Here is an 11842-nt window from a genome sequence, read left to right as displayed (position 1 = left end):
GAGTCGTCCGTGAAGAACGAGGCTCAAGCGATTTTTTGAGCGGGGTCGGTCTCGATGAAGGCTCGGATGAAGATACGCAAGAGTTGTGCGAGCCATCGCAGGAGCAGGCCGAAGTTGTAACCTGCAGCGGCGAGAACAGCGTTGATGCGGTCGCCGAGGCGTCCCTTGAGATAATTCCGGTCCATGCGGTGCTCGGCCTTGACGTGGCCGATGACCGGCTCGACTGCCGCGCGACGCTTCATCTCGCGACGGATGGAAGCCGTGACGCGGCGGACCTGCCCCGAGATCCAGACCCTGAACCGATGCGGGTGGTTGTGGCCGCGATACCCTTTGTCGACGTGGATGCGGCGCGTCTCCACGCCGGTGAGCTTCTCCATGTCGGTGATCACAGGGCCGAGCGTGTGCCCGTCGAAGGGATTGCCGTGCAGGGCCTTGGCGTGGAGCACGAACTGTCCGCCCTTTGGAGACGTCGCGGGGGTGGCGATACTGACTTTGCAGCCGAACTCGTAAGGCGCGCGGGCTTTACCCTTGCCGATGCACTCGACCTCCGGGGCGTGTAACGCATAGACCTTTGGACCACGCTGATGCTGATCCTGGCTGCGTATCTGCTGCGCTAAACCGAGCAGCGGGCCGAAGCGAGCTTCCAGCACCGTGTGGCCATCAATCTTGCGGCGGATGTCGCGGATGATCCGGCCAAGCCGTGTCCGCAGGAACTTGAGCTGGCGCCTGGCGCGTTTGAACTGGTGCGCGTGGGTATAGCGGCCGACCATGATGGCGGCACGCTTAGCCAGGCGCAGATAGCTCTGGCGCAGCGGCAAACGGTTGCGCTTGGCGAGCCCGACGAGCTTGATGATTGCTCGATGGATCAGCCGCGCATCGGTCGGATGCGCAACCGCCTTGGGCTGAACCGTCGTATCGACGACCACCCGCTCTAGGTCTTTGGGGCCAATGGCGCCAGTCTTGTGCGCCACCGACAGACTTTCCTGGATCAGCGCGACGAGCTGTTCCTCTCCGAGCCGCTGCCGCCAGCGCGTCATCGACGATCGATCGAACGGCAGACGGTGGCGGAAGCTCAATTCGCCGCAGAAGTATTGGTAATAAGGGTTCTCGATCCAGCGGGCGCACAACACCTCATCCGACAGGTTGTGCATGTGCTTCAAGATGAACAGGCCGGCGACAAGCCGCGTCGGAAGGCCAGGCTGTCCCGACCCCGCTTGGCACACTGAACTGAAGCGATCGTTCAGCATATTCCAGTCGATCAGCGCTGCCAACCGCACCAGCGGATGGCTCATGTCGATGATCTTATCGAGCGCCGGAAGCAGCAGGTCCTTCTGGCGATCGTCCCGCGGTTTGCTCATCGCATTCCCCAATGTCGACGACACCCTCAGGGAATCACGAATCACTCAAAAGCAAAATCCCAAAACGCAAGAAAGCGAGGTCCAACTACCAGCTTTCCTGCAAAATCGAATACTACATCAAGACCAGTTTCGCTTGTTTCCTAGCCCCGATCTGCATTCTTCACGGACGACTCATGACTGGAGTAGACTCCAGATTCTCTTATGCAGTCAAGGTTGGCCCTTTTTGAAAGGAAACTGACCTATGACTTGGCAAGTAACACAACTGATGCTGGACTATCATAACGATCGCGGCATCGTGTCCATCATGAAACAGGCGCAAGATCCAACCAAGCCAAACGACTACTCCAATGTTAGCGTAAATTTTCCGGTGGCTGACAATGATCAAGAGAAGGAGGGCGAGGCTGAGTCTGCGCTGCGTCAGCGGACAAAGCAATTGCTGATCGACGCAGCAAACTCTCTCTAAGCGAAGCCAACTTGGAGGTCAGGTTCATGACCTGACCTTAGAGGATGGACATCCTCACATCCGTATCCATTCCTCAAGCTCCAGTCTTCTTGGGCTTTTTTGCATTCTTTGCCGCTGCCCGTTTCTTGGGCTTTACCTTCAACGGCTCATGCGGTGTCTTGAGCGCGCCACGTAGAGCAGCCTAAACGCTCTTGGGTTTCGCGCTCTCCGTACTTTTCACTCTTATCTTTGTTCATAGGCCCGTTATGCCCCGTACACGGATCATCGCGTCCGCGATTGTAACGTATCCATGAGTTTCTCCAGGCGCTGGTCGCCCGACTCTTGGTTCGCCCCGCTCTTGCTCCTGAGTGTAGGCAGCGGAAAATATCCGAAAGTGCAGCGCACGCTCCCTACCATTTCCTGGAGGAGCGCAAGATTGCTTTCACTAGTATATTTCCTCGCCTAATCGCAGCTTGCATCGCTGACCAACTGGCGGTGAAGAGACATGGCTGGCCATAAGAAAATGTGTTCGTTGTTGTAAGATACCGGCCTGCCCTCCCGGGGTGATGCTAGTTGACGCCCTAAACTTGCCGAACGACCTACTTCGGAAGGGCCTGGAGTAGCTGAGAAAACACTCGGGTGCGAGAGGAAAGCCGTGACGCCTCACTGGGAATACCAGCTTAGATTTGATGTAAGCGATTCGGCTGCGGCGGAGGCGATACGACTAAGACGCCAAGAGCCGAAGTTGGGGCCATTGTTCGATATCCTCGTATCCCATCGTGCCGCGCCAAAATGTCTGTTCGATGCCTTTGGCGAGTATGTGGCCGCCGGCGAAAAATACGGCATCGAGCGGTATCCGCTCTACGAATGGACAAAGGCGACGATCGAGACTCCGGCGACGCGAAAGAAGTACTTGAAGAGCTTCGCAGTCTACGTGGACGACCGCGAAGTCTATGCCAAGGCAACTGCCGATGCATTGGAGACAGCCCTGCAGCCGCTGGTCAGCTGCGGACTGTTTGCGCGGATAATTAAGCACGATACCAATCCCGCCAACAATCCGCAGCCGCCAGAGTGATGAAAACTGCCTGTCCGGAATGCCGTGCCTATTTCGGCAAAAGTGAATGGCGACCCGTCGTTCGCGCGCTCACACCGAAGCGTTTGCGCAATGCGTGGGCTGGTCAACCCGATAACGTCAGCAATACGGCTCTCGCCCAATCGGCCTTCCCGTGACCGCGCGAGACTGCAAGGACCCAAGTGCCGCCAGCTGCTCTTCACTCGCCACGACTTGAGATTTACCTGACATGCCCCGCCTCCGCGAGGCAGCGTGAAGACGGAATCACGCTCGGCATCCGTTAGTTTGATCGGGACATCCCGCTGCTTCAGCTTCGTCCCTTATGGCTACGATGAACCGGACCTCCTCCATTCGGAAAGTCTCTCAATTTGTCTCAAGGGCGCTGACGGCGAAGAGACTGAGGGCAATAGTCTATGCGGTTTCGCAGTTGGCACGTGTTTTGAATAAGAAGTCTTACTCAGAACAGCTCAATGGGAGACGAGGTGATCCCTCATAAACGATGTTGCCTAATCTCGACTTCGAGGCGCGACGCTTGCTAACTTGCTCGGCTGCCGGGAGCCCGGTTCAAGCGCCGCCATCGCACGATGTTCGCATCGATTGCGTGCCGTGACTCCTTCGCACTTGCAATCCCAAAGCGTTCTTATCGTTTCTTTCGAGCGGGCTGCCGAACGTTGTCGACGCCGAGATAGTCGACGCTTCCTTTAGGAAGGGCAGGATCCAGATGACCACCGGGGACCCTTCGTCCGAAGCGGCCGTCGAAGGCGGCCTTCTGAGGCAGGAGGCAAGCCCGGCACGGGAACCAAAAGCATCCGAAGAAACCTCCGTGGTGCATCCAGTCTGCTCTCGTTCAGAGGTATCGGTCCTGTGCTGTACCTTTGCAACTCTGACGCCCAAAAACGACATCATGACAGCCGAGTCGGACGTTACCTCTGCGAACGCAAGCATTCGGGCGAGCACCGTCTGGACAATTGTGCTCGGCTTTGCCGCCGATCCGTTGATGCGTTGGAGTTGGCCTGACCCAGGGCAATATCTTAGGAGCATGCCTCAATTCATTAACGCCTGTGGCGGAGGAGCATTCGAGCATGGCACAGCGTACGTCACGGGCGAGAGTCGCGCCGCGGCCCTGTGGCTGCCTCCGGACGTGCAGCAAGATGAGGATGCGCTGGACGCAATCATGGCGATGTCCCTGCGCCCGGAGATCACCGAAGATATGGCACATCTACGGCAGGGAATGGCCGAACATCACCCCCCCGAGCCACATTGGTATCTGCCTCTCATTGCCGTCGACCCGAACTGGGTCGGACAAGGGCTTGGCACATTGCTGATGAAATACGCTCTTCAACGATGTGATGAGCAGGGCATCGCTGCCTACCTCGAAAGTTCGAATCCGGAAAACATTCCCTTTTACCAACGTCACGGCTTCAAGGTCATTGGAGAGATACAGCACGGTTCTTCGCCGCCACTCACGCCAATGTTGCGAACGGCTTATTGAGCCAAATTCGGAAGACCCTTCGCATCCTCCTGATGCCGAAGCTTCCCTGCGGACGGCGAATTGGTCTAGCCAGAGTTGCACCACCAATAAAGGCCGATGCCAGCTTTGAGGCACCTCCCCCAACGACGTGACGCTCCGCGCGGTTTCTGCCTCTAAGGCGCTACAGCGCGAGTGAGCTGCAGTCCTCAATGGGCAAGCTGCTTGCTCTATTAAATCATTACCGTCCGGCGAACTGGAAGGATACGGCTTTATTGGCTCATGGCGTCCGATCCGCACCGTCCTGCTCTCCGCGCGCAATCGGGAGTAGGAGCGCTACGAAACCCTACGTTCGTGCGGCTACGGTGGCGCGAGCTGATAGCATCTGGCCTTTAGAAAAAACAAAGTCGAGGCGGGGCCGTTCGCAAGCTGCTGATGCCTGCGCGCGGCGAGATCGGCATAAGTGAACGTGGCCTCCATGCAGATGCCACCAGCGCGCATCGCCTCCGGGCAGATCGGCCCGTCCGATCGGTCGGGGTCAGCCGTTTTCGAGCCCGAAGAGAGCGTGGAGCCACTGACAGCTCGAAGTGCGGCAAAGGTGGGCGACAACTTTGTCGGTGTGAACACAGCGCGTTAGCGTCGAGGATACATTTTTGATGAGGCGAGATCGCAGGGGTATGGTCGAGTAGTCATAGCACGGAGGGTGGCCCATCTGGCTCGGCCATATTCGCTTTTGGGCGCAAACGACGAGGTGTTCATACCGTCGCCCTATCCAGTCAGGATTGATTGGCGATGACCTAACATGACCACGTTCGATTGAAGACGGTTTTGTTCGGGGCCAGACAATGAACACGCGAGGCCCTGCCCCGGTCGACGCAAAGCATACGCATCCGTCCTTTGGCACAGTTGGCACGTCTGATGCTGAGAGCTGGTGAGGGTTCAGTTCACTGAGCGTCGATCACTGCCGGCGAGCCGTTGCATCGATGGGCTCCCAACATTTTTCTGATTTAAGGGCCGCACAAAGCGATGGATGGCGTGACACGTACGGCTACCGACGATCGATCCAGCAAGAATCAGTTTGTGGAATGTCTGCCGATCGACGCCATCATGGCGATCGACCGTATTGCAGGATCGGATCCAGAGAGGGTTGCGCTGAGGGTCGGTGCGGGCGAACTCACCTACAAGGAGCTGCGATCAAGATCGGATGCCCTCGCAAGGACGTTACAAGAGCATGGCGCTCAGGGCGCGGTCGTCGGCTATTTGGGTGAGCGAGACCTCGACTGGGCGACGGCGGTCGTCGCAATTTTGAAGGCGGCATCAACTTACCTGCCGCTCGATCCATCGTTGCCGGCTTCGCGTACATCATTCATGATCGAGCAGAGCCGCTGCTCTTTGATTATTGGCCCACACCAGCTGGATTTGCTCAGCGTGTTGCAGGCGAAAAGCAAAGCCGCCACGCAATTCTTGCCGATAGAGGCCGCGTTACGACATGGCCAGACTTCGTCTGTCGTGCCGTCATCGAACGAGGATGGACTCGCCTACATTCTGTTTACGTCTGGTTCGACGGGCCAGCCTAAGGGCGTAATGATCGAGCGCGCAGCCCTAAACAATCATCTGGCGGAAAAAACTAATGCCCTAGCCCTCACTCGGACGGATTGCATCGCGCAGACAGCATCGCACTGCTTTGACATTTCGTTGTGGCAGCTTCTGGCGGGGCTTTGCGCCGGAGGCTGCATCGCGATCCTTGATGATGCGACACTGAAATCGCCAGCATCCCTTCTCAAAGCAATTCAAGGGTACGGCGCGACGGTTATTCAATTCGTTCCGTCGATGCTTGCAATATTTATTGAATATCTGCAGTCGCTTGCGGTGGCTGAGCGAGCTCTGGAGCGTTTGCGGATTATCTCTACGGTCGGAGAGCCTCTAACACCCGGACTGGCGCGCGCGTGGCTCGCCTTGTATCCCCGGGTTCCTATTCTCAACCACTACGGACCGACCGAATGCGCGGATGGCGTTGCACATCATCTGGTTTCGGTACCGCCTGCGCTGGCTGACCTTTATGTGCCAATCGGCAAGCCGATTTCTAATCTTGAGGTTTATGTCGTCGACGGATCGCGGCTGTGCAACACGGGAGAGGTCGGCGAAATCTGTGTTAGCGGCGTTGGCGTCGCTGCTGGTTACGTCAATGACGATGTCCGCACCAATGAAGCCTTTGTGCCAAATCCGTTCTCGAACGACCCGTCGTTCCAGCGTCTATACCGGACAGGTGATCTCGGGCGCGTTCGTTCCGATGGCCTTTTGGAATGTCTCGGTCGAAGGGACCGTCAGGTCAAAATCCGGGGGCACAGAATTGAGCTCGGAGAAATCGAGGCCCGCCTCTCCGCTCATCATTCGGTACGTGGCGCCGTCGCGGTCACCTCCGTCTGCGCGAGCGTAAAGCTAATGGCGAGGGACATAACCGGGGTCGCGGCGGACACCGGATCGAGACGACTCATCGCGTATGTATCAGCTCCGGCTGAACTGGCGGAAGGCGAGCTTCGGAACTTTCTTGCCGAAGCGCTTCCCACCTACATGCTGCCAGAAAGGATCATCCACGTCGACCGCATTCCGCTGACCAGAAACGGAAAGGTCGATTTTGGAGCATTGCCGGACCCGACCAGTGTTCGCCCTCCATTGCCGACGCCATTCGAGGAACCGCAAACAGGACTCGAAGCCCAGCTGCGTCGAATTTGGTCCGCAGTTTTGCGTATTGAGAACATTGGCGTGAATGACCAATTCATAAGCCTCGGCGGAGATTCGCTCCGGGCAATGCTCATATTGGGCCAGTTGCAGACCCAACTCGGAGTGAGAACGGATTTCAGGCTGGTGCTGAATGGAACGATCCGCTCTCTCGCGGCTTCGATCTCGGCCGGATTCGACTCCAAACCGTGCACAACCCCGACCTACGGAAAGCTTGAGCGATCGCCTCTGACGCGAGTTCAGGAGCACCTATGGTTTCTCTCGCAGCTCGATCCGTCTGCCAGGAACTACGTCCTTCAAGGCGGCCTGCGAATAAGGGGAACCATCGATTTGGCCGCGTTCAATCGCGCCTGGACCGATGTCGTTCATTCCCATCAGGCACTTTCGGCCCGCTTTGTCGACGAGGACGGTCCGGTCCAGCTTTTTGATGCTCCGCAATGCGCACGTCTTAAATTGGTTGACGCGTCTCATCTCTCGGCGCAGGAAGGTGAGGAGCTGATCGCAGAGTTACGGCGCACAGAGCTGAACGGAAGCTTTGATCTCAGCCAAGGCCATCTGTTTCGCGCGCGCATGGTCCGTTTTGGCTCTGACAACCATCTCATACTGATCACCGCTCACGAAATTATCATCGACGCCTGGTCGATCTCTGTTCTAATCAGGGACCTTCGACAACGGTACGTAGATGCGGCTGCGTTTTTGCCAGAGGACCGCACATCACTCTCGGGCTACGCTCTCTGGGAGAAGCAGCACGTTACTCCGGAGGCGCTGTCCAACCAACGTAGCTATTGGCGTCGCCAGATTGGTGATGATCCGCCAGTGCTTTCGCTTGGAACGGGCAAAGCTCGGCCACACACAAATTCCTACCGCGGCGCCTCGCATGCGGTACTGCTTGGCAGCGACCTCTCTAATCAGGTACGGGAATTTGCGAGCCGACACAGGTGTACCACGTCGACAACACTCCTCGCATGCTTCAAGCTGCTGCTGAAGATGTATAGCGGTCAGAACGACATTATCGTTGGCACACCGCACGTCGTACGAGATCAACCTGGCAGCACTGAAATTGTTGGCTTCTTCCTCAATATGCTGCCAATCCGCACCGCGATCGATGTCGACCAGTCGTTTGCGGTTCATGCCTTACGAATCCAGGGCTTGGTCAGCGATGCCATCGCAAATTCGGCATATCCGTTCGGTTGGATGGTAAGGGATATCCGGCTACATCGCGAGGCCGGACGCTCACCGATCTTCCAGGTCATGTTTAACATGTATTCCGAGGCAGCGGAGCCACTTGGCCAACATGAGTTGGATCTGACATTCCGCGAATTTGACACCGGCTATGTAAAATTCGATCTGACTTTGTACGCACAAGATCAGAACGACGAAATTGCCCTCCAGTTGGCGTATGCCGAGGACATGTTTTCCAGCGATCTGATTGTCCGGATGGCCGACAATCTGCGCTGTCTGATTGCAGCCTGCGTGGAGAAGCCGCTTGCGCCCATTAAAGACCTGAGCTGCCTTAGCGCGTCAGACGTCACTATGCTGGACTCGCTGGAAGGCTCGGCGCAGCCATATGAGGGTGAATGTTCGCTTGTCGAAGCGTTCGATCAGATCAGCGTCTCCAATTGCAGCCAGGTGGCATATTTTGGTGATTTCGGTGAGATCACATTCGGCCATTTGCGCGAGCGCGTAACAGCTATCAGGTCGTTGCTGCAGGCGTCCGACGTCGGGGCTGGCGATATGGTCGCTATCCTGGTCGATCGGTCGCCTGACGTGGCCGCTGCTTTTCTTGCGGCGCGAGCCTTGCAGTCCATTGTTGTCCCAATATCGCCGGATTATCCGCGTCGTCGGATCGAACATATCCTGCGAGTTACTCAGGCAAAGCTGTTGGTTCACGCAAATGCCGCTGACCTTGGTTTTGACATGCCGTCGATTTGTCTACTGAACGTAGAAGAGTGCGACGCGCCCGCGTACGATTTTGAGCGCAACGACAAATCATCCGATCAGGGAATTGCAAGCCTTATATACACGTCGTCCTCGACCGGGAAGGCCAAGGGGGTTCTGATACCGGAATCGGCAATTCTCAATCGACTGAACTGGATGTGGCGAAGCTTTCGCTTCAACAGTACCGACGTGATGGTTATCCAGAAGTCAGCATCACTTGTTGCGTCCGCTTGGGAGTACTTTGGGGGGCTTCTAAGAGGTGTGCCCGCACTGATCCTGACCCAAGAGCAGTTGCTGGATCCAGATCTATTATTGTGCTTGTTGGTAAGACATCGCGTGACACACTTATTTGCCTCGCCCCCACTCCTGTCCGGCCTCATTGCTTCCCAGGAACGACAGCCGCGACCGACTGCTTTGCGGTTGGTCACAAGCAGCGCCGAACCGATGCCTGCCTCGCTCCCCGTTCGCTGGCGTACGCATTTCCCGGACGTGCCGTTGTGGAATTTCTATGGTGCTACAGAATGTGCGTCGAATGCCGCAATCTACGAAACATCGGATGCCGACAACGGCTCGTCGCTCATCCCCGTGGGGCGCGCAATCGATAACGTCAAACTCTACGTGCTCGATGCCCAGTTGAAGAGAGCCCCTGTCGGAGCCGCCGGCGAGCTCTGCATCGCGGGACGCTGCGTGAGTGCTGGGTACTGGCGGGATCAAGATCGGACCAACCGCTGTTTTGTGCCCAATCCGTATGATGACGGACAATACAGCATTCTTTATCGAAGTGGCGATATCGCACGCATCTCAACCGGCGGCCTTCTCGAGATTTGCGGCCGATCGGACAACCAGATCAAGGTGCGGGGCTTTCGTATCGAGCTAGAGGAGGTCGAAGCGGCCCTTGAGTCTCATCCGGCAATCGCAAAGGCCGCGGTCGTCGCGGACGGCATAGAGGATCATCGTCGCTTGACCGCTAGCGTGGTTCCGGCTCGCGACAGCCTGAGCTCTGGAGATATTGTCACCCACCTGCGCCAAACATTACCCTCCTATATGATTCCCGCCGACTTCCGTTTGGTTGACAGTATCCCCGTTACAGCGAACGGAAAGATAGATCGTGCTCGCCTGTCGTCCGTTCCTTACCGCGAGGTCGGGCCCGGCCCATCTGCTGAGCCCCGCACGAGGGAGGAGCATATTCTTGCTGCGATCTGGCAGGATCTATTGGGCGCCAAGCGGGTCGGAATCGATCAAAACTTCTTTGATATCGGCGGAAACTCTCTTCTGAGCGTGCGCTGCGTCACGCTGGCGCGCAAAGCCGGGCTGACTCTCACTGTCGACCAACTTTATCGAGCACCGACCATCAGGGAATTAGCGGCAGACGGCGCGGCGGTTACAACCGATACCTTCCCTTCGGGGGGCAGCGCATTGCCAGTCACCCCCGGCATCTCATCTTGGAACCGTCTCGCCGGCTTCGATGAGCATTTCAACATCGGCGATCTGTTCTTCTTGCCCCGCGGACTACTGAATATTCAAACTCTCAAGCATGCCCTTGCCCATGTCATGGATAGGCACGAAGGCCTCAGACTCCGCATTGCCCGGACCGACGATGGTCTACGTCTGACAATTGGACCTTCCGTGGCTGAACGCCTCGTGGAGCAGATCGATCTTGTCGGAATGACCGACCTAGAGCAGCGTAAGGCAATCGAGAGCATCTCAGCCAGACGTCAACATATGTTTCGGTTTGACGGCCAGACGCCTCTTGTTAACATCACGGCGTTCCGCACCTCGGAAAGCGGCGATTACCATCTGCTCTTCCTTTTGCATCATTTTGTAGCGGACGGGATAGGCTATCGACTTTTCCTGGAAGCAATGGATGCGGCGTACAACACCCTTGCCTCGGGCCACGCCGTGACTGGTCCCGAGAACATACAAATGCTCTCCCCATGGTTGAAGCGCCTTGAGCACTACGCGAATAGCGAAGCGCCAGCTGAACTCTCATACTGGGAGGGGATTGACTACCATCAGTTCGATTTACATATCAGCGATACTTCATCGGGGGCTGCGAGCTTTTCGGAAGTGACCGCAAGAGAGCTTCACTATGCAGGCCTTGAGGGTCGCTTGAATGAAGCAGCTTGCCGGTCCCTTTGGGAAGATCAGGCCAAGTACTATCTGGAGATTGACAAGGAAGCGACAGCTCGTCTCCTCAATATTGCGGCCAGATCGACGCAGTGTCAGGACTTTGACGTGTTCCTTGCCGCCATATCTGGCGCCATTGGACACGTTTTCGGCAGCTATTCGCTCTGGATTGACAGCCTCACCTCCACCCGAGGTCGGCTGTTTGATGATCTTGATCCATCTCAGATTATCGGCGTTATCAGCGAGATCGTTCCGCTTCCCTTGGCTCTCACGGGAACGGAGCCCCGGCCCGATCGTGCTCGATCAATTTACCGCCAGCGCAATGCCCTGCCGCGCAGCGCAATAGGCTTTCGCGCCATGAAATTCCTGAACCGAGATCCCGCCGTGCGGAGCCGGATCGATCGCCTGCCCTTACCCCGAATTGGATTGAATTACCGAGTGGGTTTGCAGCGCCATTTTCCACGGCACTTCCTAGCCAAGGACCCTTCTCCACTCTGGATCGGCAAAGACATGGATGAAGCAGGCGTGAACTACCTCTTCTGGTTCAGTGTCGGCTATGAAGCCGGCCAGCTACAGATCGAAACGAGATATAATCCAACCCAAGTGGGTTATGAGGTGACCCGCAATCTTTGCACGGTGTTGCGACAGGAGCTGTTGCAGACGATCCGCGAATTCGGAAATCATCCATGAATGAGCCG

General features: G+C 56.9%; 5 protein-coding genes. 4 read left to right on the top strand and 1 reads right to left on the bottom strand.

The window, feature by feature from the left end; all coding sequences use genetic code 11:
- Positions 1–23: 23 nt before the first annotated feature.
- Positions 24–1358, bottom strand: a complete 1335-nt coding sequence (locus AOQ71_RS29985) for an IS5 family transposase (protein WP_057743291.1) — start codon at positions 1356–1358, stop codon at positions 24–26.
- 241 nt (positions 1359–1599) lie between these two features.
- On the opposite strand from AOQ71_RS29985, the gene AOQ71_RS29980 reads away from it, so the two are divergent.
- The 4 genes from AOQ71_RS29980 to AOQ71_RS29965 all read left to right on the top strand — a co-directional run bounded on the left by AOQ71_RS29980 (position 1600) and on the right by AOQ71_RS29965 (position 11834).
- The gene (locus tag AOQ71_RS29980; RefSeq protein ID WP_057754547.1) at positions 1600–1821 is read left to right on the top strand and encodes a hypothetical protein; all 222 of its coding nucleotides are present in this window, start codon (positions 1600–1602) and stop codon (positions 1819–1821) included.
- 733 nt (positions 1822–2554) lie between these two features.
- Positions 2555–2875, top strand: a complete 321-nt coding sequence (locus AOQ71_RS29975) for a hypothetical protein (protein WP_347336720.1) — start codon at positions 2555–2557, stop codon at positions 2873–2875.
- Between the two features lie 901 nt (positions 2876–3776).
- Positions 3777–4364, top strand: coding sequence for a GNAT family N-acetyltransferase (locus tag AOQ71_RS29970; protein WP_057754541.1), 588 nt, complete (start codon positions 3777–3779; stop codon positions 4362–4364).
- A gap of 1002 nt (positions 4365–5366) precedes the next feature.
- Positions 5367–11834, top strand: a complete 6468-nt coding sequence (locus AOQ71_RS29965; RefSeq protein ID WP_057754538.1) for a non-ribosomal peptide synthetase — start codon at positions 5367–5369, stop codon at positions 11832–11834.
- The last annotated feature ends 8 nt before the right edge of the window (positions 11835–11842 follow it).

This window comes from Bradyrhizobium manausense (assembly GCF_001440035.1).
Classification (GTDB): Bacteria; Pseudomonadota; Alphaproteobacteria; order Rhizobiales; family Xanthobacteraceae; genus Bradyrhizobium; species Bradyrhizobium manausense.
Note: the sequence above shows the minus strand (reverse complement) of the source record. Positions and strands in the feature narration are given on the sequence as shown.

What these genes read in the sequence shown, in the direction of transcription:
- AOQ71_RS29985 (WP_057743291.1), bottom strand. Translation starts at nt 1,358, where the DNA reads ATGAGCAAACCGCGGGACGATCGCCAGAAGGACCTGCTGCTTCCGGCG.
- AOQ71_RS29980 (WP_057754547.1), top strand. Translation starts at nt 1,600, where the DNA reads ATGACTTGGCAAGTAACACAACTGATGCTGGACTATCATAACGATCGC.
- AOQ71_RS29970 (WP_057754541.1), top strand. Translation starts at nt 3,777, where the DNA reads ATGACAGCCGAGTCGGACGTTACCTCTGCGAACGCAAGCATTCGGGCG.
- AOQ71_RS29965 (WP_057754538.1), top strand. Translation starts at nt 5,367, where the DNA reads ATGGATGGCGTGACACGTACGGCTACCGACGATCGATCCAGCAAGAAT.